At 67.1% G+C, this 24335-nt stretch carries 21 protein-coding genes and 4 tRNA genes; 8 read left to right on the forward strand and 17 right to left on the reverse strand.

Translation table 11 applies throughout. The features are described 5' to 3' along the window. The 6 genes from AC5QAB_RS10620 to AC5QAB_RS10645 form a co-directional block, all read right to left on the reverse strand. Positions 1–384: GTP-binding protein (locus tag AC5QAB_RS10620; protein ID WP_495233384.1), on the reverse strand; the 384-nt coding region annotated here is incomplete at its 3' end. Positions 385–425: 41 nt separating this feature from the next. Further along, a tRNA-Thr gene (locus tag AC5QAB_RS10625) sits at positions 426–501 on the reverse strand. A gap of 49 nt (positions 502–550) precedes the next feature. After that, a tRNA-Gly gene (locus tag AC5QAB_RS10630) sits at positions 551–624 on the reverse strand. A 24-nt stretch (positions 625–648) separates the two neighbouring features. Continuing rightward, positions 649–734, reverse strand: a tRNA-Tyr gene (locus AC5QAB_RS10635). A 137-nt stretch (positions 735–871) separates the two neighbouring features. Beyond that, positions 872–1888 carry an isoaspartyl peptidase/L-asparaginase family protein gene (locus AC5QAB_RS10640; protein ID WP_014646043.1) on the reverse strand — a complete coding sequence of 339 codons (1017 nt, stop codon included), beginning with the start codon at positions 1886–1888 and terminating at the stop codon, positions 872–874. Between the two features lie 109 nt (positions 1889–1997). Further along, positions 1998–3017, reverse strand: a complete 1020-nt coding sequence (locus AC5QAB_RS10645) for a cyanophycinase (RefSeq protein WP_164167447.1) — start codon at positions 3015–3017, stop codon at positions 1998–2000. Positions 3018–3186: 169 nt separating this feature from the next. Between AC5QAB_RS10645 and AC5QAB_RS10650 the strand changes: the two genes are divergently transcribed. After that, a complete protein-coding gene (locus AC5QAB_RS10650) occupies positions 3187–5925 on the forward strand; it encodes a TonB-dependent receptor plug domain-containing protein (RefSeq protein ID WP_495233385.1) in 2739 nt (912 codons plus the stop codon). A 614-nt stretch (positions 5926–6539) separates the two neighbouring features. On the opposite strand, the gene ychF is transcribed toward AC5QAB_RS10650, so the two are convergent. From ychF to AC5QAB_RS10690, 8 genes are all read right to left on the reverse strand, one after another. Next, the gene (ychF, locus tag AC5QAB_RS10655) at positions 6540–7631 is read right to left on the reverse strand and encodes a redox-regulated ATPase YchF (protein ID WP_014646036.1); all 1092 of its coding nucleotides are present in this window, start codon (positions 7629–7631) and stop codon (positions 6540–6542) included. A gap of 264 nt (positions 7632–7895) precedes the next feature. Next, positions 7896–8474 (reverse strand): aminoacyl-tRNA hydrolase, encoded by a 579-nt coding sequence (pth, locus tag AC5QAB_RS10660; RefSeq protein WP_049416981.1) that lies wholly within the window; start codon positions 8472–8474, stop codon positions 7896–7898. 48 nt (positions 8475–8522) lie between these two features. After that, positions 8523–9140: a 50S ribosomal protein L25/general stress protein Ctc gene (locus AC5QAB_RS10665; RefSeq protein WP_010481743.1), complete on the reverse strand. Its 618-nt coding sequence runs from the start codon at positions 9138–9140 to the stop codon at positions 8523–8525. A 108-nt stretch (positions 9141–9248) separates the two neighbouring features. Beyond that, positions 9249–10208: a ribose-phosphate diphosphokinase gene (locus AC5QAB_RS10670; protein ID WP_005415400.1), complete on the reverse strand. Its 960-nt coding sequence runs from the start codon at positions 10206–10208 to the stop codon at positions 9249–9251. Positions 10209–10348: 140 nt separating this feature from the next. Further along, positions 10349–10425, reverse strand: a tRNA-Gln gene (locus tag AC5QAB_RS10675). Between the two features lie 11 nt (positions 10426–10436). Then, on the reverse strand, positions 10437–11306 hold the full coding sequence (ispE, locus tag AC5QAB_RS10680; protein WP_014646034.1) for a 4-(cytidine 5'-diphospho)-2-C-methyl-D-erythritol kinase: 870 nt from the start codon (positions 11304–11306) through the stop codon (positions 10437–10439). Continuing rightward, positions 11303–11962, reverse strand: coding sequence for a lipoprotein insertase outer membrane protein LolB (lolB, locus tag AC5QAB_RS10685; RefSeq protein WP_053495025.1), 660 nt, complete (start codon positions 11960–11962; stop codon positions 11303–11305). Before lolB ends, ispE begins: the two co-directional genes overlap by 4 nt. Beyond that, positions 11959–13644, reverse strand: a complete 1686-nt coding sequence (locus tag AC5QAB_RS10690; protein WP_197561404.1) for a tetratricopeptide repeat protein — start codon at positions 13642–13644, stop codon at positions 11959–11961. The genes lolB and AC5QAB_RS10690 overlap by 4 nt, the downstream gene beginning before the upstream one ends. A gap of 63 nt (positions 13645–13707) precedes the next feature. On the opposite strand from AC5QAB_RS10690, the gene hemA reads away from it, so the two are divergent. The 4 genes from hemA to ppk2 are packed head-to-tail and all read left to right on the forward strand — an operon-like array spanning position 13708 to position 18592. Beyond that, the gene (gene hemA / locus AC5QAB_RS10695; protein WP_014646031.1) at positions 13708–14991 is read left to right on the forward strand and encodes a glutamyl-tRNA reductase; all 1284 of its coding nucleotides are present in this window, start codon (positions 13708–13710) and stop codon (positions 14989–14991) included. Beyond that, positions 14969–16051: a peptide chain release factor 1 gene (gene prfA, locus AC5QAB_RS10700; RefSeq protein ID WP_014646030.1), complete on the forward strand. Its 1083-nt coding sequence runs from the start codon at positions 14969–14971 to the stop codon at positions 16049–16051. The genes hemA and prfA overlap by 23 nt, the downstream gene beginning before the upstream one ends. Positions 16052–16056: 5 nt before the next feature. Next, entirely contained in the window at positions 16057–17763 is a 1707-nt protein-coding gene (locus AC5QAB_RS10705) for an O-linked N-acetylglucosamine transferase family protein (RefSeq protein WP_197561405.1), read from the forward strand. 46 nt (positions 17764–17809) lie between these two features. Further along, a complete protein-coding gene (gene ppk2, locus AC5QAB_RS10710; RefSeq protein WP_049406807.1) occupies positions 17810–18592 on the forward strand; it encodes a polyphosphate kinase 2 in 783 nt (260 codons plus the stop codon). Between the two features lie 493 nt (positions 18593–19085). Here the strand turns inward: ppk2 and AC5QAB_RS10715 are convergent, their stop codons facing one another. After that, positions 19086–19661, reverse strand: a complete 576-nt coding sequence (locus AC5QAB_RS10715) for a TlpA family protein disulfide reductase (protein ID WP_049408756.1) — start codon at positions 19659–19661, stop codon at positions 19086–19088. Further along, positions 19658–20932, reverse strand: coding sequence for a YihY family inner membrane protein (locus AC5QAB_RS10720; protein WP_032956948.1), 1275 nt, complete (start codon positions 20930–20932; stop codon positions 19658–19660). The genes AC5QAB_RS10715 and AC5QAB_RS10720 overlap by 4 nt, the downstream gene beginning before the upstream one ends. A 77-nt stretch (positions 20933–21009) precedes the next feature. Here AC5QAB_RS10720 and wrbA point away from each other — a divergent pair, with 77 nt between their 5' ends. The 3 genes from wrbA to AC5QAB_RS10735 all read left to right on the forward strand — a co-directional run bounded on the left by wrbA (position 21010) and on the right by AC5QAB_RS10735 (position 22500). Next, the gene (gene wrbA, locus AC5QAB_RS10725) at positions 21010–21603 is read left to right on the forward strand and encodes an NAD(P)H:quinone oxidoreductase (protein WP_014646025.1); all 594 of its coding nucleotides are present in this window, start codon (positions 21010–21012) and stop codon (positions 21601–21603) included. After that, positions 21600–21935, forward strand: a complete 336-nt coding sequence (locus AC5QAB_RS10730) for a DUF2069 domain-containing protein (protein ID WP_014646024.1) — start codon at positions 21600–21602, stop codon at positions 21933–21935. Before wrbA ends, AC5QAB_RS10730 begins: the two co-directional genes overlap by 4 nt. Positions 21936–22014: 79 nt before the next feature. After that, positions 22015–22500, forward strand: coding sequence for an asparaginase domain-containing protein (locus tag AC5QAB_RS10735; RefSeq protein WP_010481766.1), 486 nt, complete (start codon positions 22015–22017; stop codon positions 22498–22500). 88 nt (positions 22501–22588) lie between these two features. Here AC5QAB_RS10735 and AC5QAB_RS10740 read toward each other — a convergent pair whose 3' ends face one another. After that, the gene (locus AC5QAB_RS10740) at positions 22589–24328 is read right to left on the reverse strand and encodes a S8 family peptidase (RefSeq protein WP_046429039.1); all 1740 of its coding nucleotides are present in this window, start codon (positions 24326–24328) and stop codon (positions 22589–22591) included. Positions 24329–24335 lie beyond the last annotated feature (7 nt).

A 24335-nucleotide genomic window follows, 5' to 3' on the forward strand; every position in this document is an offset into this window, starting at 1 on the left:
CACGCCGACCTGGCGCGACAGCAGGATGTGCTCACGGGTCTGCGGCATCGGGCCGTCAGCGGCCGAGCACACCAGGATCGCGCCGTCCATCTGGGCGGCACCGGTGATCATGTTCTTGACGTAGTCAGCGTGGCCCGGGCAATCAACGTGGGCGTAATGACGGATCGGGGATTCGTATTCGACGTGCGCGGTCGAGATCGTGATACCACGAGCCTTTTCTTCCGGCGCGGCGTCGATCGAGGAGTAGTCCTTGAACTCGCCACCGAAGCGCTCGGCACCGATCTTGGTCAGTGCGGCGGTCAGCGTGGTCTTGCCGTGGTCGACGTGACCGATGGTGCCGACATTGACGTGCGGCTTGGTGCGCTCGAACTTACCCTTGGCCATGGCTGCTTATCTCGAATTCGTCTGAGAGGTGATGCTTAAGATGGTGCTCACGAAAGGAATCGAACCTTCGACCTCTTCCTTACCAAGGAAGTGCTCTACCGACTGAGCTACGTGAGCCGAGTTTTGCATTATGACATGAACTCGATAAGATTCAAAGTTCATTCAATGGAGCGGGAGACGGGAATCGAACCCGCACCATCAGCTTGGAAGGCTGAGGTTCTACCATTGAACTACTCCCGCGCCGGGAATGTCACAACGTGAAACTGGTGGAGGGAGGTGGATTCGAACCACCGAAGGCGTAAGCCAGCAGATTTACAGTCTGCCCCCGTTGGCCGCTTGGGTATCCCTCCTTACCACCCCATTCCGTTGCCGCCGAAGCGTTGCGGTGTGTGGTGGTGAGCCGCTTATTCTGCTGATGGGACGAGGGGCTGTCAACGCTTTTTTCCATCTTTTTCACACGTTGTCGCAAACCCATTGATACGCAAGGTTATTGGCCGGGGACAGGCAGGGTCTCGCTGGCGAAAATTGCGACATGGGGGACTCCGTCGGCGCCGATCCAGCCCCGATACATGCCCTGGGTGTTGAACGGCGTGGCCATTCTGCCGTCCGCGGCAAGCACGATCGCACCACCGTCGCCGCCCATCTGCGGAATCGTCTCGTTGATCACGCCCTTGCCGGCCTGCTCCGGGCTCTGCCCCTGGTAGCGCATGCGCGCGCAGATCTCATGCGCGGCCGCGGTGCGGATGTAGTACTCGCCCCAGCCGGTGCCCGACACCGCACAGCGCGCATCGGCCCAGGTGCCGGCGCCGATGATCGGCGAGTCACCCACCCGGCCATAGCGCTTGTTGGTCATGCCGCCCGTGGAGGTGCCGGCGGCCAGCTGCCCCTGCGCATCCAGCGCGACCGCACCGACGGTACCGAAGTGCTTTGCGGTCTCCAGGTCCGCATGGGCCTGGCCATTGGCCTCTTCCTTAAGCGCGCGCTGCAGCTGCTGCCAACGCTTCTCCGTGCGGAAGTAGGAGGGATCAACCAGAGCAATGCCCTGCTCCACCGCGAAGGCTTCGGCACCCTGCCCTACCATCATCACGTGCCTGGACTTCTGCATCACGGTCTGCGCCAGCAGGATCGGGTTGCGCACCCGCTGCACGCCGGCCACCGCACCTGCTGCCTGGGTGGCACCGTCCATCACCGCCGCATCCAGCTCGTTGTGGCCGTCATGGGTGAACACTGCGCCCTTGCCAGCGTTGAAGGTCGGATCGTCCTCCAGCACGGTGATTGCCGCAGTGACCGCTGCAAGCGCCGGACGACCGGCCGCCAGTTCGGCATGGCCTTTCAGCAGTGCGGCGCGCAACGCATCGCGCGCAGCCTTCTCTTCGGCCGGCGACAGGTCCTTGCGTTCGACGCCGGCGCCGCCATGGATGACCAGCAATGGCGACGCAGCCGGGGCGGCCTGGGCGATCAATGGCAAGGACAGCAGCGCGGACAGCGCCAGGCGCAGTTTCATCGGGTACGTCTCCAGCAGGACAAGGGAATGGATTGCAGGGTAGCGCCGGCCGCTGGCCGCAAGGGGCGCATCAGGTCAGGGAAGGTGAGTTGCCGGCCAGCGGCCGGCGCTACCGAAGCGTGAACTCGATCTCGCCGTCGCTGATGTCGGCCACGGCCTGGTAGTCGGCCTCGGCCTGGAAATCGTCCAGGCGCATGCGGCTGCCACTGGCGACCACGGTCACCGGAACGGCATGGAAGCGCAATGGTTCGCCCTCGACCAGGCGATCGGCATCACGACCGGGGCTGATCACCCAGACCTTGCCCTCGCCATCAGCGCTGTAGACCTGGGCCTGGCCATCGGGCTCCACGCACAGGGCGGTGTCCTCATCAACGCCGATGCCGACGATGTCAGGGTCGCCGCTGTCCTGCGCGGCGCGTGCCACGAACACGATGAGGCGGCCAAGGCGGTCACGCTTGTCGAAATGGGTGTCGGTGACCACGCGCTGCAGGTAGGGCATCTGCAGGAAGCCACTGTCCATGGTGACTGCGCTGCCCATCGGATCGGCCAGCGCACCGGCCGAGCTGATGCTGCCGCCATCCATGGCGCCATAGGCATAGCCACCGAGGATGGCCAGGCCAGCGCTGGTACCGGCAATCGGCTTGCCGGCGCGTACATGGGCGTTGAGCGCGCGGTTGAGTGCGGTGCCCTTCCAGAAGCGGATGTAGCGCGACTGGTCGCCGCCGGCAATGAAGATGGCATCGGCCGCAGCGACCACGCGCAGCACGGCTGGATCATCGGCACCGCGGCGGCTGTCGAAGACCAGCGTCTGTACCGCGGTGGTGCCGCCTATCTCGCGGTACAGGCGGTCCTGCAGTTCATCGCCACCGGAGGCACGCAGGATCAGTACACGGCCATTGCCGGCCTGCTTCAACCACCACTGGAAGGCCTCCGGCACCCACTCGCCACCGCCCATCAGCATCATCGCGGATGCACGCGGCCCGGGACGTGGGGCCTCAAGGTCGCCGACCTCGTAATAGGAAAAGCCCGGGCCCTGCAGATCCTGCGCGGGCGCGGCCAACGGCCAGGCCAGCACCAGCAGCGCCAGCCAGGCAACAGGGGTACGCAGGGTCCGGTGAACGCGTTGCATCTTGATCTCCCTGAACAAAATCGACTTGCAAGCGTTTTCACTCTTTGCCAGATGGGGACCCAGTAGTCAAGGACATAAAAAAGGCGTTAAATGCGCGCGCCCATTCCGGAAATCTGAATGGGGGACAGGCCCCTCCTCTGCGGGCCGGCTTCATTTCCGAGAATTCCTCATGCGTAGAAAGGCGATGGCGTGGTCGATCCAGCTAGCGTTGATGGGTGTGGCTGCTTCCGCGGCCGCCCAGGCTCCGGCGTCCTCTCCGGTACAACAACTGGACGCGGTGCAGGTCACCGGTTCGCGCATTCCGCGCGCCCAGGTGGAAGGCCCCGCCCCGATCACGGTGGTCAACGCCGAACAGATCCGCTCCAGTGGCTTCACCAGCGTGCCGGACGTGTTGCGTGCGATGACCCAGAACGGCGGTGAGACGCAGAGCCAGCAGTCTTCCAGCGGCGCAGACTTCTCGCCGGGTGCCCAGCAGGTGGACCTGCGCGGCCTGGGCCCTAACCACACGCTGGTGCTGGTCAATGGCCGCCGTATCGCCGACTTCCCGATGCCGTTCAAGGGCCGCAGCAACTTCACCGATGTCTCCAACATTCCGCTGGGGATGATCGAGCGCATTGAAGTACTGACCGGCAGCGCCTCGGCCATCTATGGATCGGACGCGATCGCCGGCGTGGTCAACTTCATCCTGAAGAAGAAGGCCGACGGCACCACGATCGACATGCGCATGGGCACCACCACTGAAGGCGGTGGCGAGTCGTTCGACATGAGCATCGCCAGCGGTTTCAGCCGTGGCAACTTCAACGCGGTATACAGCGTCGAACTGCAGTCGCAGACGCCGCTGTGGGCCTATGAGCGCGACATCCAGGACTCGACCCAGGACGGCCCCACCGAGGGTTCGCGCATCGCGCGCCGTGCGTACCTGCGCACCGACTACAACGATGACTATCTGGACCCCGGCGCCGCCACCTGCGAAGCGCTGTCCGGCCAGAACCAGGGCAGCACCTACCGCGCCTACCGCCCGAAGTACGGCTACTACTGTGGCAGCGACAGCTCGATCGGCTACGGCACCATCCTCAGCAAGCGCCGCGGTGCCAACGGCTACGCGTCGTTGAGCCATGACTTCGACAATGGCCAGCAGTGGTTCGCCGACGTGCAGCTGGGCTACCACACGATGTCGCTGATGCGCGACGTCACCAAGTGGGGCCGCATGGACGCCAACGGCGATGAGTCGGGCTACTTCAACAACGAAGCCACCGGCGAGATCGAGTTCTGGCAGCGCCAGTTCTCGCCCGAGGAAATGGGTGGCCTGCGCAATGCCATGGTGCGCAGCACGCAGAAGACCTTCAGCGTGACCACCGGCTTCAAGGGCAACCTGGCCGGCAACTGGGACTACGAAGCGGCATTGAGCCATTCGCAGTACCAGTCGCGGATCAGCTGGGCGCAGATCATCGCCGCCAAGGCCAATGACCTGTTCCTCGGCCCGCAGCTGGGCGTGGATGACGACGGTTTCCCGATCTACAACGCCGACCCGTCACGCCTGTACCGGCCGCTGACCCGCGCCGAGTACGATTCGATCGCCGCGCGTACCACCTACACGCCGAAGTCGCGCACGGAGACGGCGGCATTCACTCTGACCAATTCCGCGCTGTTCGGCCTGCCCGGCGGTGACGCCGGTTTCGCCGCGACCGTGGAAGTGGGCCAGCAGGCGTACTCGCTCAATCCTGATCCGCTGGCGACCCAGTACTACTATTACAGCTGGAAGGATTCGGACGGCCAAGGTTCGCGCAACCGCTGGGCTACGGCGGCCGAGCTGCGCATGCCGCTGCACGAAACGGTCAACCTGAGCGTGGCCGGCCGCTACGACCAGTACCGCTATTCCGGCCACACCATCGGCAAGGCGACCTGGAGCGGTGGCCTGGAATGGCGCCCGATCGACACGCTGCTGGTGCGCGGTTCGTATGGCACCGCGTTCCGTGCGCCGGACCTGCACTATGTATTCGCCGGCCCGGGCAACGATGAGACCACCGCCGAAGACCTGTACAGCTGCCGCGCCGACGGCGCCACCGACTGCGCCGACTACGAGCGCAACCTGATCCGCAGCCGCACCGGCAACCGCCAGCTCGACCCGGAAACCAGCACCTCGTGGAGTGCCGGCTTCGTCTGGTCGCCGGCCGTCGGCCTGGACCTGTCGGTGGACTGGTTCGACATCGACATGCGCGACCAGGTGCAGGACATGGACGTGCGCACGATCCTGGCCAACGAAGCGAACTGCCGCCTGGGCAGCGCCGACATCACCTCGCCGACCTGCGTGGATGCACTCGCCCGCATCACCCGCAGCAACGACGGGCGCCTGTATGGCGTGCGCGTGGCGCCGATCAACGTCGCCCGCGAATCCACCTCCGGCATCGACGTCGGCCTGCGCTACCGCCTGCAGACGGGCATCGGCGACTTCATCTTCAACGGCACCCACACCTGGGTGAAGAAGCATGACTTCCAGCGCTACCCGGGCGACCGCACCGAAGACCAGTTCGCAGTGAACAGCGGCTTCGACATCCCACGCACCAAGACCAGCCTGAGCGTGACCTGGGAAAAGGATGCGTGGTCGGCAACGGTGTACGGTTCGCGCCTGGGCAAGCTGCCGACCTCGGACAGCTACGACCAGGTGTTCGACTGGGACAGCGGCGACAGCCCGTACGTGAAGGCGACCTATCGCTACAACGCCTCGCTGCAGTACCGCTTCGACGACCACTCGCGCCTGTCGCTGTCGGTGGTCAATGTGTTCAACAAGATGCCGCCGAAGGACCGTACCTACACTGCATACCCGTACTACGACGTGTCCTGGTTCGACAGCGTGGGGCGCACGATCAACCTGCAGTACACCCACAAGTTCGGTGGCAGCGCGCTGTAAGGCACGCCGCATTGCAGAACGTGGACGACAAGGCCCGCCACTGGCGGGCCTTGTTGTTTGCGGTTCTGGTAGATGCCCACCCTGGTGGGCACTGTTTCGCCGCGCCCACCAAGGTGGGCGACTACCAGAGCGGGCCATCTGGGGTTTTCCACACCGCACGTGGAAAGCAATGGGAACTTGGTGTGGACAAGTGGGTTCGAGCGTTGCAGTGCAGGCGTTTCCGGACGTGGTGATTCTTTGTCCACGGCCCCGATTGTTTTCCACACGGTACGTGGAGAGCAATGGGAACTTGGTGTGGACAAGTGGGTGCGAGCATTGCAGCGCAGGCGTTTCGAAGCGTGGTGAAAATTTGTCCAGGTCGCGCGGGCGAGCCCCTTGTAGAGCCGAGCCCACGCTCGGCTCCGGCTGGCATCAGCCGAGCATGGGCTCGGCTCTACATCAGGTTCGTCGGTTTTCCACACCTGGCGTGGAAAGCGATGGGAGTTTGCTGTGGACAAGTACCGGCGAACGTCACACCGCAAGCGTTTCGCAGCCTGGTGTTTTTTTGTCCATCACCGGAAACGCGAACGCCCCGCACAGGGCGGGGCGTCCGGGGTCGATCCGATGCCGCAGGATCAGACGTTGAAGCGGAAGTGCAGGATGTCGCCTTCCTGCACGCGGTACTCCTTGCCTTCCAGGCGCAGGCGGCCGGCTTCCTTCGCGCCGGCTTCGCCCTTGTACTTGATGAAGTCGTCATACGCGATCGTTTCAGCGCGGATGAAGCCCTTCTCGAAGTCGGTGTGGATGACCGCCGCGGCCTGCGGGGCGGTGGCGCCCTTGCGCACGGTCCACGCACGGACTTCCTTCACGCCGGCGGTGAAGTAGGTCTGCAGGCCGAGCAGGCTGTAGGCCGCGTTGATCACGCGGTTCAGGCCCGGCTCGCTCAGGCCCAGGTCCGCCAGGAAGGTATCGCGGTCTTCGTCGTCGAGCTGGGACAGCTCTTCTTCGATCGCGGCCGACACCGGCACCACCTGCGCGCCTTCGGCGGCAGCATGCGCACGCACGGCTTCCAGGTGCGGGTTGTTGTCGAAACCGTCTTCCAGCACGTTGGCGATGTACATCACCGGCTTCAGGGTCAGCAGGAACAGGTCGCGCACCAGCGCCTTCTCTTCCTCGTCCAGCCCGGCCGAGCGCCCAGCCTTGCCCTCCGACAGCGCAGCCTGCAGCTTGGCCAGCACCGGCTTGCGCGCCGCCGCATCCTTGTCGCCACCCTTGGCCGCACGCTCGGCACGGTTCAGCGCCTTCTCGACACTGTCCAGGTCGGCCAGCGCCAGTTCGGTGTCGATGGTTTCGATGTCCGAGATCGGGTCGACCTTGCCGGCGACGTGCACGATGTCACCGTGCTCGAAGCAGCGCACCACGTGGGTGATCGCATCGACTTCGCGGATGTGCGCCAGGAACTTGTTGCCCAGGCCCTCACCGCTGGCGGCACCGGCGACCAGGCCGGCGATGTCGACGAACTCGACCGCGGTCGGGATGACCTTCTGCGGGTTGATGATGCCCGCCAGCTCGTTCAGGCGCGGATCCGGCACCGGCACGATGCCGACGTTCGGTTCGATGGTGCAGAACGGGAAGTTCGCCGCGGCGATGCCCGCCTTGGTCAGCGCATTGAACAGGGTCGACTTGCCGACGTTGGGCAGGCCGACGATGCCGCATTTGATACCCATGGGTGACAGCTCTCTGGGGTGAAAGTGATTGGGGAAACAGCGGCCTGGGCGCTGCTTTTCCAATCATTCTCCATATCGACCAACGGTCGATACCTACCGCTCTGGTTGGCTCCGTATCGACCAGCGGTCGATACCTACCGGCCTGGTTGGTTCCGTACCGACCAGCGGTCGATACCTACCGCTCTGGTTGGTTCCGTACCGACCAGCGGTCGATACCTACCGGCCTGGTTGGTTCCGTACCGACCAACGGTCGGTACCTACCGGTTATTTCGGGGTGTGCAGCCGCTTCATCGCTTCGTTGAAATCGCCCTGCACCGCCAGCGGCAGCACGTCGATCGCATCGTCGATGGCGCGTGCGATCAGCACGTCATCCTCCTTGGACGGGCGCCCCAGCACCCAACCCACCACGCGGTCCTTGTGGCCGGGATGGCCGATGCCCACGCGCAGGCGGTGGAATTTGCCATGACCCAGCAGGCGGATGGTATCGCGCAGGCCGTTCTGGCCGCCGTGGCCACCGTCGAACTTCAGTCGCGCCGCACCGGGCGGCAGGTCCAGCTCGTCGTGGGCCAGCAGGGTTTCTTCCGGCTCGATCTTCCAGAACCGCTGCGCGGCGGTGACCGACTTGCCGCTGAGGTTCATGAAGGTGGCGGGCTTGAGCAGCCACACCGTCTGCCCGGCGATCTCGACCTTGGCGGTCTCACCGAACAGCTTGCTGTCCACATTCCATCGCGCACCGGCTTTTTCCGCCAGGGCCTCAACGAAATGAAACCCGGCATTGTGCCGGGTCCGGGCGTGTTCCGATCCGGGATTGCCCAGACCGACGATCAGTCGCAGTCCTGCCATGGTTCCTTCCAGTACGGTGCCTGCCCGGAGGCAGGCACCGTAACGGTATTACTCGGCGGCAGCCGCTTCTTCGTCAGCCTCGTCGGCCTTGCCGGCCTTGGCGGTGACGATGGCGTCGTCGTGGTCCTTGCCCAGCGCCAGCGCCGGGATTTCCACGCCCTTCGGCAGCTTGATGTTGGACAGGTACACGACGTCACCGGCCTTCAGCTCGCCCAGGTCGACTTCGATCGACTCCGGCAGGTCCTTCGGCAGGCAGGTGATGGTCACTTCCTTCAGTTCGTGGGTGACCACGACGTCGGCAGCCTTGCCGGCCGGCGAGGTGTCTTCGTTGACGAAGTGCAGCGGGACCGAAGCGGTCAGGGCTTCGTTCTCGTTCACGCGCTGGAAGTCCAGGTGCATGATCAGCTGCTTGTACGGGTGGCGCTGCATGTCACGCAGCAGGACCTTCTGCACCTGGCCATCCAGGTTCAGGTCCAGGATCGAGGCATAGAACCACTCGTTCTGCTGGGCCAGCCAGATTTCGTTGTGGTCCAGGCTGATGGCGACCGGCTCGGCGTTGCCGCCGTACACGATGGCCGGGATCACACCAGCGTGACGCAGGCGGCGGCTCGCACCCTTACGCTGCAGTTCACGCTTGGTGACCTTGATTTCATGGGTCTTCGACATTTTCGACTACTCAGGTTGTTGCCGCGCCCTGCGGCGTGGCGGTTGAAGATGCTTCCGCGACCAGAAGCATCCGGGTATGTCCCCGCCGTTGCCGGCAGGGACGAAAACTCAGTCGACGTACAGCGAGCTGACCGACTCGCCGAAGGCGATGCGGCGCATCGTTTCGGCCAGCATTTCCGCCACGCTCAGCTGGCGGATCTTGCTGCACACCCGCGCTGCGTCCTTCAGCGGGATGGTGTCGGTCACCACCAGCTCGTCGAGCTGGGAATTGGTGATGTTGTCCACCGCCGGGCCCGACAGCACCGCGTGGGTGCAGTAGGCGGCGACCTTGAGCGCACCGCGCGCCTTCAGGGCAGCGGCAGCGGCGCACAGGGTGCCGGCGGTATCGACGATGTCATCGACCATCACGCAGGTCTTGCCTTCGACGTCACCGATGATGTTCATCACGGTGGAGACGTTGGCGCGCGGGCGGCGCTTGTCGATGATCGCCAGGTCGGCGTCATCCAGGCGCTTGGCCACCGCACGGGCGCGGACCACGCCGCCCACGTCCGGCGAGACAACAATCAGGTTCTCGGTGCCGTAGGCGCGCCAGATGTCGGCCAGCAGCAGCGGGGACGCATACACGTTGTCCACCGGAATATCGAAGAAGCCCTGGATCTGGTCGGCGTGCAGGTCGACGGTCAGCACGCGATCAGCGCCAGCGGTGCTGAACATCTTGGCCGCCAGCTTGGCGGTGATCGGCACGCGCGAGGAACGCATGCGGCGGTCCTGGCGCGAGTAGCCGAAGTACGGCACCACGGCGGTCACGCTGGCCACCGATGCGCGCTTGAGCGCGTCGATCAGCACCAGCAGTTCCATCAGGTTTTCCGCGCTCGGCGCGCAGGTCGGCTGGATCACGAACACGTCCTGCTTGCGGACGTTCTCTTCGATTTCCACCTGCACTTCACCATCGGAGAAGTGCGACACCAGCGCCTTGCCCGGGCGGACCCCCAGTTCCTTGCAGATGTTCTGCGCCAGACGTTTGTTGGCGTTGCCGGAAAAGACCAGCAGGTTCGGGGACTCTTGCATCATGATTGTCTCGGGCGGGGACGAGTGGCGGGGATCCGGAGTCGGCAAGGACCCCGATGGACCCTTGCTGCTGACAACACCGCGGTTGTTTCCACGTCCCGCGCGGGCGATGCGCTGGAAGGCGCGGACACAGCCGCTATTGGCAGGGGCGGTAGGATTCGAACCTACGAATGCCAGGATCAAAACCTGGTGCCTTGGGCCTCTTGGCGACGCCCCTGCATTGATAAATCAGTGTTGCTCGAGTGCATCCAGCAGTGGCGAACGCGCAACGCCCGCTGCCACCCTTGCCCGCAACTCCTTCGGCAACTTCGACCGCCCCTGCTCTGCAGCAGCCTGCGATGCGAACTCGACGAAACAACCACTTCCCGAACCGGTCAGCCGCGCCGCGCCGATGTCGCTCAACGCGGCAAGCGCTGCCTCGACGGCAGGCTCACGGCGGCGCAGCACCGGTTCGAACGCGTTCCCGACCAGGGTCCCGGAAGCGAAGTCCTCTATTTTCGCCACTGGGCTGTCGCGCGTCAAATCCGGGTCTGCAAACAGGACCGGCGTAGGAACATGAACACCCGGTTCAACCACCACATACCAGGCCGGCGCCAGCGTGATCGGCTGCAGGCGCTCGCCCACCCCTTCGGCCCAGGCGTTGTGGCCACGCACGAACACCGGCACGTCGGCGCCCAGGCGCAGGGCCAGCGCGGCCAGGGCATCCTCGTCCAGGCCGGCGCGCCAGAGCCGATTCAGCACCACCAGCACGGTGGCCGCGTCGGACGAACCGCCGCCGAAGCCACCACCGGCAGGAACGTGCTTTTCGACGATGATGTCAGCACCTTGCGCGCCCTTCGCCTCATCCTGGAGCAGGCGCGCGGCCCGCACCGCCAGGTCATCGGCCTCGGCCACGCCGGCCAGGCCCTCGCCCTGCCGACGCACCTGACCGTCTTCACGCAGGCGCAGGCCGATGCGGTCCCCCCAGTCCAGCAGGCGGAATACGGTCTGCAGCTCGTGGTAGCCGTCGGCCCGGCGGCCAGTAATGTGCAGGAACAGGTTCAGCTTGGCCGGGGCCGGCCACCAGGACCAGCCCGCGTCGTCGCGCCCGGCGCTCATGGCGTGCCCTGCCCCCACTGGTCCACCAGCAGGCGCACCTTGGCGTCGCCATTGCTGGCCTCGATCCGTCGCGGCAGCGCCGGTCGTCCGGCGTCGGCCGGGTACCAGTCCAGGTACTGCACCTGCCAGCCCATCTGCTGCATGCGGCGCGGCCGGCCTTCACCGTCGCGCTCGACCTTTTCCGGACCGGCAGCATCCCCGGCCACCAGGCCGCGGATCCACTCCGGCAGCTGATTGACCGGGATGTCCCAGCCAGTCGCTTCCAGCAGCAGCTGCTGGGCGTCCTCGCCATCGCGCGGACCGCCGGACAGCCCTTCCAGGCGACCGGCTTCGGAATGGGTGTCGCCGGTCAGCTTCCAGCTCTGCCGGGTCACCGGCGCGCTCAGTTCGACCACGTAGCGGCGGCCGTCCTGCTTCCAGTCGATGCGACCGCTGCCGCCGTCCTTGCCCTTGCTGACCGCCACCCGCCCCTGGAAGGCCCAGTCCGGCTGTGCCTGCAGCGCGGCCACGCGCGCTGCCTCGGCCTGCGCCGCTTCAGCCGAAACAATCTCGACCACCGCTGGCGCCGGGGTCTTCTGCGTGCCGACACTGGTACAGGCGCTCACCGCCAGGGTCACGACCGCCAACAACAGCGGCCGGATCAGGGAACCACTCATGGATTGAATTTCTCACGGGCGCGCAGCAGCGCGCGGTTTTCAGGGTCGAGCTTGGCCGCTTCGTCGAAGAAGTGGCGGGCCTCGTCATGCTTGCCCAGCACCCACAGCACTTCGCCGACGTGGGAAGCGATCTCCGGGTCCTTGGCCAGGGTCCAGGCCCTGCGCAGCTGTACCAGTGCCTCTTCCTTGCGGCCCAGGCGATACAGCACCCAGCCATAGCTGTCGACGATGGCGGCGTTGTCCGGCTCGGCCACGCGGGCGCGGTCGATCAGCTCCAGCGCTTCCTGCAGGCGGCCGGTGCGATCGGCCAGGGTGTAGCCCAGCGCGTTCAGCGCCGGCACGTTTTCCGGGTCGGTCACCAGGATCTTGCGCAGGTCGGCCTCGGCGCGCGGGATGTCGTCGCGGCGCTCCCAAGTGAGCGCACGTGCGTACAGCAGGCCGTTGTCGTCCGGGTAGGCGGCCAGGCCGCGGGCCAGCGCATCCAGTTCACCGGCGCTGTCGTCACCACGCTGGCGCAGTTCAGCTTCCAGCAGGTAGGCGTCACGGCGCACGTCGTCGTCGACCACCGCGTCGGACTGGATCGCGTGCACTTCCTCCAGCGCCAGCGGCAGGCGCCCGGCCAGGGCCTGGGCATTGGCCGCGCGCAGGCGCGCTTCGCTCAGCTCATCGCCACCGGGCACGCTGTGGTACCACTGCACCGCCTCGGGGTAACGCTTCAGGTATTCGGCGATCTTGCCCAGCAACAGGCGCTGCGCCGGATCCGGCTTGGCCGCCTGCCGCGACAGCTCGTTGTAGAGGTTGGACAGCGCCGCCTTGTCGCCCTGCTTGGCCAGCAGCGAGGCGCGCATGCCCCAGGTCTGTACGTCCTGCGGGCCGAACGCCAACACGCGCTCGGCCGCAGCCGGCTGGCCCAGGCTGTCGTAGGCGATGGCCACCGCATTGCGCAGCTCGGGGTCCTGGCGGGTCTTCGGCTCGACGTCGTGCAGCAGCGACAATGCCTTGTCGGTCTCGCCCGCCTGCTGCAGCTGGCTGGCACGCAGCAACGCTACGCGCGGCTCTTCCGGGAAGCGCTTGACCACTTCCTCGATCATGCGCCGCGCCAACTCGGGCTTGTCCATGCGCAGGGCCAGGCGACCGAACTCCTGCCAGGCCTCGATCTTCGGCGGAATCGCATTGGCATCGACCAGCTCGCCGAGCACCTGCGCCGGCACCGCCGGGTCGCGGCCACCGCCGATCAGCGCGGCCAGGGCGAACTTCCAGCCGCGCTCGTCGGGGTCGGCCAGCAGCGCCTGCAGCTCGGTGCGGGCAGCCTTCACATCGCCCTGGCGCATGGCCAGCGCACCGGCGGCGCTGCGCATGGTCAACGAGCGCGGGGCGCGCTGCTGCCACAGGGCCAGGCCCTTGGCGGCGCTGGCATCATCGTTGGCCAGCATGGAGATACGGGTCGCGCGCTCGGCTAGGCCGGCGTCGCCGTCGGTCTGCTGCGCGGCCTGCAGGTACCAGCGCGCGGCCTCGGCCAGCTTGCCGGCCTGCAGGGCGAACTCACCGGCCATCACCGGTTCCAGCGCCAGTTCCTCAGTGGCCGCGGCCCGCACGGGGGCCTTGGCCGGCACCGCCGCCAGGGCCTGGGCGCAGGCCAGGGACAGCAGCAGAACACTGGGGATGCGAATCAATGCGGGCATCGTCGGCATCGGGGCCTTAAAATGTCGTCCAATGGCCAGCAGCTTATCGCAAGCAACTGAACAATGACCCTGTGGGTGCTCGGACTGAATCACCAGACCGCACCGGTGGAGCTGCGCGAGCGCGCGGCCTTCGCCGGTGAGGCGTTGCCGCGTGCGCTGGGCTCGCTGCGCGATACCCCGCAGATCGCCGAGGCAGTGTTGCTGTCCACCTGCAACCGCACCGAACTGTATGCCGTGGCCGAGTCGGCACAGGCGCTGGACCAGTGGCTGCACAGCCAGGCAGGCGACCTGCAGGGCTACCTGTACCAGCATGCCGATGCCGAGGCCGTGCGCCACCTGTTCCGGGTCGCCACCGGGCTGGACTCGATGGTGCTGGGCGAACCGCAGATCCTCGGCCAGGTAAAGGATGCCTGGTCGACCGCGCGTGACCACGGCCTGCTCGGCCAGCGCCTGGACCGCCTGTTCCAGCAGACCTTCTCGGTAGCCAAGCGTGCGCGCACCGATACCCAGGTCGGCGCCAACCCGGTGTCGGTGGCCTCGGCGGCGGTGCGCCTGGCGCAGAACGCCTTCGCGCGCCTGGATGACTCCACCGTGCTGCTGGTCGGTGCCGGCGAGACCATCGAGCTGGCTGCACGCCACCTGAGTGAGGGCAAGGTGCGGCGGCTGCTGATCGCCAACCGCACCCTTGCCCACGCGCAGGAACTGGCCAGCCGCCATGGCGGCGTGGCCCTGCCGCTGACCGAACTGGACCGCCACCTCGGCGAGGCCGACATCGTGTTCTCGGCCACCGCCGCGCGCGAACCTGTGATCCATCGCGAGATGGTGGCCAAGGCACTGCGCGCGCGCCGGCACAAGCCGATGCTGCTGTTCGACCTGGCCGTGCCGCGCGACATCGAAGCCGAGGTCGGCACGCTCAACGACGCCTTCCTCTACACCGTCGATGACCTGGAACGCGCGGTGGAAGACAACCGTCGTGGCCGCCGCGAGGCCGCCGCCGAGGCCGAGGCGATCATCGACCTGCAGGTGTCGCGTTTCATCGAGACCCAGCAGGCCAGCGCCCACCAGGCACCGCTGCGGCAGCTGCGTGCGTTCGGCGAAGCGACCCGCGCCGAACTGCTGGAGCGCGCACGGCAGCAGCTGGCCAACGGCAAGCCCGCCGACGAAGTGCTGGAACTGCTGGCCCATGGCCTGACCAACCGCCTGCTGCATCCGCCGACCGCCGCACTGCGCGCGGCCGCGCTCAGTGGCGATGCCGACCTGACCCGCGCCGCCGAGCGCCTGTTCCCGGCCACGCCGGGTTACCGCCACCCACCCGTGAGACCCGATGACGCCGACCCTGCGCCGTAAGCTGGAAGCGCTGGCCGAGCGCCGCGAAGAACTGGAACGCCTGCTCGCCGAACCCGATGTGGTCGCCGACAACACCCGTTTCCGCGACCTTTCGCGCGAATTCGCCCAACTTGAACCGGTCGCTGCCGCGCTCGCCGAGGAAGCCCGTGCCAAGGCCGACCTGGCCGCCGCCGAAGGCATGCGCGCCGACCCCGACCTGCGTGAACTGGCCGACGAGGAAATCGCCGCGGCGCAGGCGCGCCTGCAGGAACTGGAACAAGAACTGGCCCTGCTGCTGGTACCACGCGATCCGCGCGACGAAGGCAACCTGTTCCTGGAAGTACGCGCCGGCACTGGCGGCGATGAAGCCGCGATCTTCGCCGGCGATCTGTTCCGCATGTACGCCCGCTATGCCGAGCGCCAGGGCTGGAAGGTCGAGATCGAATCGGACAACCCCGGTGAGCATGGCGGCTACAAGGAAGTGGTGGCGCGCGTGGTCGGCCGTGGTGCGTTCTCGCGCCTGAAGTTCGAATCGGGCACGCATCGCGTGCAGCGCGTGCCGGCCACCGAATCGCAGGGCCGCATCCACACCTCGGCGGCCACCGTGGCGATCATTCCCGAGGCCGACGAGGTCGATGACATCGTCATCAACCCGGCCGACCTGAAGGTGGATACGTTCCGCTCGTCCGGTGCCGGCGGCCAGCACGTCAACAAGACCGAATCGGCCATCCGCATCACCCACGTACCGACCGGCGTGGTGGTGGAGTGCCAGACCGAGCGCAGCCAGCACGCCAACCGCGACAAGGCGATGAAGCGCCTGAAGGCGCAGCTGCTCGATGCCGAGCGCCAGCGCCAGGACGCCGCGCAGGCGGAATCGCGGCGCCTGCAGGTCGGCAGCGGCGACCGCAGCCAGCGCATCCGCACCTACAACTTCCCGCAGGGCCGGATCACCGACCACCGCGTGGAAGGCCTGACCCTGTACGACCTGCCCAACATCCTCGCCGGCGACCTCGACCCGCTGCTGCAGCGGCTCAGCCACGAACACCAGGTCGATGCCCTGGCCCAGCTGTCGGCGGGCTGAGCACGATGTCGTCCTGGCAGCAGCGACAGCACCTGCAGCAGGCGATCGCACGCCAGCCCGGCGATTTCGTCGCCTGGGTGATGCTGGCCGACCTGGAGCTGGAAGCCGGCGACATCGCCGCCGGCGAGCAGGCGGCACGACGCGCGCTGCAGCTGCGCCCGAACCACCCCGAGGCACTGGCGCGCCTGGGCCGCGTGGCCTGGATGGCCGGCGCGCACGCCGACGCGGCGAAGCTGCTCGGCCAGGCCTCGGCATTGGCCCCGCAGCACCCGGGCATCGCGCTGTGGCTGGGCCATGCGCTGGAAGACGCCGACGATGCCGAAGGCGCAGCAGCGGCCTATCGCCGCGCGCATGCGCTGATGCCGGATGAACCCTACATCGCCGCGCAGCGCCTGGCGTGGCAGCGCCGCCTGTGCGACTGGCAGGACGTGGACACGCTGGCTGCGCAGGTACGCGCCGCGCTCGCCGCCGGCCACGGTGCGGTGGAACCCTTCGCCTTCCTCAGCGAAGACGCCAGCGCGGGCGAGCAGTTGGCCTGTGCACGTGCGCGCGCCGCACTGATCGCCGCCTCGGTCCGGCCCTTGCCGGCAGTGACGGTACGCGCGCGCGGCCCGTTGCGCGTCGGCTTCCTTTCCAATGGCTTCGGCGCCCATCCCACCGGGCTGCTGACCGTGGCCCTGCTCGAACACCTGCGTCATGACCCGGCGTTGCAGCTGCACCTGTTCGCGCTGAACCGCGCCGATGGCAGCGGCATCCGCGAACGCCTGCAGTCCGCGACCCGGCTGCATGAGGTGGCCGCACTGCGGCATGCCGACATCGCGGCCCGCATCCGCGCACAGGGCATCGACCTGCTGTTCGACCTGCGCGGCTGGGGCGGCGGCGGCGCGCCCGAAGTGCTGGCGATGCGCCCGGCCCCGCTGCAGCTAAACTGGCTGGCCTACCCCGGCACCTCGGGCGCGCGATGGCTGGACGCCGTGGTCGCCGACGAATTCGTACTGCCGGCAGCGCTGGAACCGCACTTCAGCGAACGCGTCCTGCGCCTTCCGCGGGCCTTCCAGCCCTCGGACAACACCCGCACGCTGGAGCCGTCGCCGTCCCGCGCCGAGTGCGGGCTGCCCGAGCACGGCGTGGTGTTCTGCTGCTTCAACAACAGCTACAAGCTCAACCCGCGCAGCATGGGCCGCGCCTTCGCAGTGTTGCAGGCCGTGCCCGGCAGCGTGCTGTGGCTGCTGTCCGGCCCCGGCCAGGCCGACGCCCGCCTGCGCACCGCCGCGCAGGCTGCCGGCCTGGACCCGGCGCGGCTGGTGTTCATGGCCAAGCTGCCGCATCCGCAGTACCTGGCCCGCTACCCACTGGCCGACCTGTTCCTCGACACGCATCCGTACAACGCGCACACCACCGCCTCCGATGCACTGTGGGCCGGCTGCCCGGTGCTGACCTGCCCGGGCGACACCTTCGCCGCGCGCGTGGCCGGCAGCCTCAACCACCATCTGGGGTTGGCCCGGATGAATGTCGCCGATGATGCGGCGTTCATCGCCACCGCCAGCGCACTGGGCAATGACCCCGCAGCACTGGCCTCGCTTCGCGCCGAGCTGGTGCAGGCGCGCGAATGCAGTGGCCTGTTCGACATGGCCGGGTTTGCCCGCGACCTGTCGGCCCTGCTGCAGCGGCTTGCCGGTGAACACGGCTGGCAAGGTGTCGACAACACCTGAGCGACCCCTGCGTTACGCTCGGGCTTCCTCCCCGCGTGGTGTGACGATGGCCAAGCTCAAGCGCAAGGACTACGACGAACTGCTGCTGCCGCTGCAGCTGGAACTGACCGCGATGGCGCGCTGGGTGCAGCTCAGCGGGCAACGCCTGCTGGTGCTGTTCGAGGGACGGGATACGGCAGGCAAGGGCGGCGCGATCCAGGCCATCAGCCAGCATCTCAATCCACGCCAATGCCGGGTGGTAGCACTGCCCAAGCCTACCGACCGCGAAGCCACGCAGTGGTATTTCCAGCGCTATGCCTCGCATCTTCCCGCCGCCGGCGAGATCGTGCTGATGGACCGCAGCTGGTACAACCGCGCAGGCGTCGAGCGGGTGATGGGCTATTGCAGCGAAACCGAGTACCAGCAGTTCCTGCGCCAGGCACCGGTGTTCGAGCAGCTGCTGGTGGATGACGGCATCCTGCTGTTCAAGTACTGGCTGTGCGTGGACCAGGAGCAGCAGGAGAAGCGCTTCGCCGAACGCCACCTCGATCCGCTGAAGGGCTGGAAGCTGTCCCCGGTCGACCTGAAATCGCGCAGCAAGTACAGCGCCTATACCGAAGCCCGCGAGGCGATGCTGCGCGCGACGCATCGCGAGGCTGCGCCGTGGACGCTGGTGGATTTCAACGACCAGCGGCTGGGGCGACTGACCCTGGTGCGCAACCTGCTGGACCGGTTGCCGGACACACGGGTGGACGCGCCGTTGCCGGAGCTGCCGAAGCTGAAGGGCAAGCTGCATCGCGAGCACTACGATGTGCTGAAGCCGATCGAGGACTTCCCGGTCGAAGAATAGGGTGGGTCGGCAGGGTTGCACCCTGCACCTGCTCAACGCAACGGCAACGGCAACAGCAACAGCGGGCATCCGCGGGATGGCGGCGCGGTGGGTGGGCACGACCGTTGGTGCCATGGATGGCGACATCGAGCCCCCATGGACGGGTCTACGGCGTGTCCTACCCACCCAACCGCCCCGCCTCTGACAGATCCCTGCGGCTGTTGGTAGGTGTCGACCTTGGTCGACACATCTGTCAGATATCGAAATGGAACCGGGGTCAGATCCGTTTTCCTGCGGAAAGCGGATCTGACCCCATCGGCAATCCCATTGGCCTGGCGGGCGTCGGATCGTGTCTGGGGCAGAGCCCCCTGAGTCAGGGGGCGGCCGCGAAGCGGCGGGGGTTTGGGTGTTGGTAAGTGGGGCCCGCGGTTCGCGCAGCGAAGCGTGGGAGCGGCAGCGCGCATGCGATGGCGCGTACCGAGGTGCAGGGCCGCAGGCCCTGCCGACCACCCCACTATTTGCCAGCAGCGATCTGCTTTTCGATGTCGGCGGCGGTCACCGGGCCAAGGAAGGTGTGGGCCAGCTTGCCCTGCGGATCCAGCAGATGCGTCAACGGCAGGCCTCGCGGCGTGGCGAAGTCGGCCGGCGGATCGAACGGGTCCACGATCACGATCGGATAGGTCACCGGATGCTTGGTCAGGAACGACTGCATTTCCGGCACTTCGATGTCCTCGTAGGCCAGGCCGACCACCTCGATGTTGCTGCGCATCGCATGCAGCGCCGACAGCTCGGGCATCTCCTTGCGGCACGGGGCGCACCAGGTCGCCCAGAAGTTCACCACCACCCACTTGCCACGATGCGCGGCCAGATCGTAGTCGCTGCCATCCACCGCCTTCATCTTCAAGGTCGGGAATTCGGCAGTGGTGCGCTCGGCCGGGGTTTCATCGACCGGTGCCGGAGTGGTCGGCGTCGGCGCCTGTGCCGGCGGCTGGCTGCTGGCCGGTGTCGGCTCCTGGGCCGGCTTGCAGGCCGCCAGGGCCAGCAGCAGGGTCAACGGGAGCAGCAGCGGCAACGGCGTCTTGCGGGTCATGGCATGTCTCCAGAGTCGGTATAGATATCACTGACCTTGCGCTTCAGGCGTTCGCGCAGGGGCAGCCGCAGATCGTCCAGCGCCGCCAGTGCGGCACGGCCCAGGCTGTCATCACGGTACGGCAGGTGCTGCTCGGCCACCGGGATGCGCAGCTGGGTGCATTCGTACAGATCGGCCAGGCTGACCTGGTCCAGGTCACGCGACAGCAGCCACTCGCCCCGCTCGTCGCGGCGCAGCAGGTCGATCTCCTGCAGGTTGCAGATCAGGTCCTGCAGCAGTGAATCGGTCAGCATCGGCTCCAGCCGCAGGATCTCGTCATCGGCCAGGCCCTTGCCCTTGGCCCGTGCATGCTGGAAGCGGCCAAGCAGGCGCAGCAGTCCATAGAACTCATACCCCTGCGGCAGGCGCAGTTCCACCGGCTGGTAGCGGAAGGCGGCCATCGAAGAAGCCAGCGACGCCCCCAGCAGCACCGCCACCCAGCACAGGTAGATCCACAGCAGCAGGATCGGCACGAACGCCACCGTGCCATACAGTTTCTGGTAGGACTGGAAGCTGCCCAGATAGGCACCGATGCCCCACTTCACCAGTTCCAGGATGACCGCCGCCAGGATCGCGCCGGGCACGGCATGCCGCCATTTCACCGTGTGGTGCGGCACCACCCGGAACATCAGCGTGATGCAGACGAACTCGATCAGGATCGGCGCCAGCCGCAGCGCCAGCTCGGCCAACCAACGGCCCTCCTGGGTACCGAACAACGGCATCGCGAACACCCGCGCCGATACCGCAAGCGATGCGGCGGCGAGCATCGCGCCCAAGGTCAGCACGGTCCAGTAGACCAGGAAGCGGGTCAGCTTGGGCCGGGTCGAGCCGACCCGCCAGATCTGGTTGAAGGTCTCTTCCACACTGTTGAGCGTGATCAGCAGTGAGGCCACCAGTGCGATGAAGCCGGCCGCCGTCAGCTGGCCGGCACTGGCCGAGAACTGCCGCAGGTAGCCCTCGGCCGCACGCGCCGCGGAGGGCACGAAGTTGGAGAATACGTAGTCGCTGAGCTGATCGCTCCAGCGGTCGAAGACGGGGAAGGCCGACAGCACACCGAATACCACGATCGCCAGCGGTACCAGCGCGAACACCGTGGTGTAGGCCAGCGCCGCCGCTGCCTGGAACAGGCGGTCGTCGAGGAAGCGATGCCACAGGAAGCGGCCGAAACTGATGGCCCGTGCGCGATCCCGCGCGCGCTCCATCCACAGGTTGAGCGTATCCAAAGGTTCCATCGGTGGAAGGGTACCCGATGCGGAATGCTGGCAGGATAGCCATACTGGTAGCCACACGACGAGGAGAAGCGGGCACGATGGGCGAGATTCTGGTGCTGTACTACAGCCGGGGCGGTTCGGTGGCACGGCTGGCGCGCCAGATCGCGCGGGGCATCGGCGAAGTGCCGGGCATGACCGCGCGCCTGCGCACGGTGCCGCCGGTGGCCGCCGTGACCCAGACCGCGCAGCCACCGGTACCCGACGATGGCGCCCCCTACGTGAGCGTGCAGGACCTGGTCGACTGCCAGGGCCTGCTGCTCGGCAGCCCCACCCGCTTCGGCAACATGGCCGCGCCGGTCAAGCACTTCCTGGATGGGCTGGGCGCCGAATGGGTCAATGGCACCCTGTCCGGCAAGCCGGCCGGCGTGTTCACGTCCACCGCCTCGATGCACGGCGGCCAGGAATCGACCCTGCTGTCGATGCAGGTGCCACTGCTGCACCACGGCTGCGTGATCGTCGGCATCCCGTTCACCGAACCGGCGCTGAGCCACACCACCAGTGGCGGCACGCCCTATGGCGCCAGCCACGTGGCCGGTGCCGCCGACGATCCGCAGCCGACCGACGACGAAGCGGTGCTGGCGCGCGCGCTGGGGCGCCGGGTGGCCGACATCGCGCAGCGGTTGGCCCGATGAACCGCGCGCCGCGCACGGTCCTGCTGTTGGCCCTGATGGGGCTGGCCGCGCTGTTCGCAGGCTGGTTCATCAATGACAGGCACTGGCTGGCCACCCAGCTGGTGTTCACCGCGCCACCGCTGGCGCTGGCCATCGCCGTGCGCCTGGGCTGGCGCAAGGCCGGCTTCTGGGCCTCGGTGCTGGCGCTGGGGTGGTTCAGCCACGGCGTGATGAGCGCCTGGAGCCACCCGGAGACGCGCTGGCTGGCGCTGATCGAGATCGCGCTGGCGCTGCTGGTGATCTTCAGCGCCAGCCTGCCCGGCCTGCGCGCCCGCTTCGGCAAGCGGCGCTGACGCTGTGCGCCCAGGGCCTTATCATCTGCATTCCTGGCCCCGCGCCGCAGTCCCTGTCCTGGTTTCGCGCATGCACATGATGGAAGAGCTCCTGGTCGTCACCACCGGTGGCACGATCGACAAGATCTACTTCGACGACAAGTCGGACTACCAGATCGGCGATCCGCAGATCGGCATGATCCTGCGCGAGCTGGGCGTGACGTTCCGCTTCAACGTGATTCCGATCCTGCGCAAGGATTCGTTGCACATCAACGACGAAGACCGCGAGCTGATCCGCGCCACCATCGCCGCGCAGCCCACCCGGCACGTGCTGGTGACCCACGGCACCGATTCGATGGTGCAGACAGGCAAGGTGCTGGCGACGATCCCGGACAAGACCATCGTGATGACCGGTGCGCTGAGCCCGGCACGCTTCCGCGGCTCGGATGCGGAGTTCAACATCGGTTGTGCGATCGGTGCGGTGCAGTCGCTGCCGAGCGGCGTGTACATCGCGATGAACGGGCGGATCTTCGACCCGCAGCATGTGCGCAAGAACGTGGCGGCGAACCGTTTCGAGTCGGTCTGAGGAACAGCGTGCCGGCCGAGGTCGGCACCCACCCGGACAAAAACGCCCCGGCCGAAGCCAGGGCGTGCCCTTGGAGAGGGACTTGGGCTCAGTACTGGGCGTTGAGGGTCAGGCCCGAGAAGGTGCTGTACGCCTTCACCCGCACATACCAGGTGCCGGCGGCAGGGCTGTTGATGGTGCAGGTCTCGCTGTTGCCGCTCAGGTACGGACGGCAGGTGTAGGTGGTATCGGTCGGGGCACTGCCCTGGCGAACGTACAGGTCGGCATCACCGCTGCCGCCACTGATTGCCACGCGCAGCTGGGTGCTGCCGGCCGGAACGGCGACGGTGTAGTTCAGCTCGGCACCGGTCGCGGCGCCCAGGCCGGTCACCGGCACGTTGTTCTGCAGCACGTTGCCGCCCGGGTTCGGGCCACCGCCATTGATCGCCGCATCCACGGCCGCGTTGGCGTCGACGATGCCGGCGCCGCAGCCCCCCGAGCAGGCGCCCGGCAGCGGGCGTGCGGTGCTCTTGATGATGCTCTCGACCTGTGCCGGGCTCAGCGGGCTCGGCGCCACCGACTGCATCAGGGCCACCACACCGGCCACATGCGGCGCCGCCATCGAGGTGCCGTTGTAGGACGCATAGGTGGCGCTGCCCGGCGTGGTGGTGCCGGTGTTGAGGGTGGACAGGATGCTCTGGCCCGGGCCGGAAATGTCGATGCCGGCACCATAGTTGGAGAAGCTGGCACGCGCACCGGCCGAGGTCGTGGCCGCCACCGCGATCACGTTCGCGCAGTTGGCCGGCACCGACGAGGACACGTTGGTGTTGCTGTTGCCGGCGGCGACCACCACGGTGGTGCCGCGGCTGACCGCGCCGTTGATCGCGTTCTGGTAGGTGGCCGAGCAGGTGCCGCCGCCGCCCAGCGACATGTTGATGACTTCCGCCGGATTGGCATTGGCCGGCACGCCACTGACGGTGCCGCCGGAGGCCCACACGATCGCATCGGCGATGTCGGAGGTATAGCCGCCGCACTTGCCGAGCACGCGCACCGGGACGACCTTGGCGTTGAACGCCGTGCCGGCCACGCCGGTGCTGTTGTTGGTCACCGCCGCCACGGTGCCGGCGACGTGGGTGCCGTGCCAGCTGGAGTTGGACGCCGGGATGCCCGAGCCGCACTCGTTGGCGCCATACCAGTCGCCCTCGTCGTTCGGGTTGCTGTCGCGGCCACCGCCATCGCGCGCCATCGCGGCATCGCTGATGAAGTCATAGCCGGGCAGGATGTTGGCGTTGAGATCGGGATGGTTGGTGATGCCGGTATCGATCACGGCCACCACCACGCCGGTGCCGGTGGCCTTGTCCCAGGCCGGCCGCACGTTGATCGACGCGTTGGAGGTACCAAAGCCCCACTGTTCGCTGAAGCGGGTGTCATTCGGGGTCAGCGTCGCACGCATGATCTGGTCGACTTCGACGTATTCCACGTTCGGGTCGGCGGCCAGCTTGCGCATCAGCAGCTCGGATTCAGCCTGGTCAAGCGGGCGGTCGGTCCTGACCAGGGTCGGGCCGACGGCCAGCTTGCGGACCTGCTGCAGGCCCAGCGCACGGCCCTGGCTGCTGGCCAGGCCGGCGGCGGCACTCTTCAGCGAAGAGGCCAGTGCGGTGGTGTTGGCCACCGGCGCACTGCCGTCGCGGTACTTCACGATGAAGCGCTGGTGCGTCGGCGCAGACTGCAGGCCGCTGAGCTGGACGTCACCGGCCAGCGCAGGCGTGGCCAGCAGCAGCGATGACAGAACGGACGCACCAAGGACCACCCACACTCGACGCACACGCGGTTGCGTTACCTGGGACATCGTATTT

The sequence above is a fragment of the Stenotrophomonas sp. YJH_SMC_127 genome (assembly GCF_059372445.1).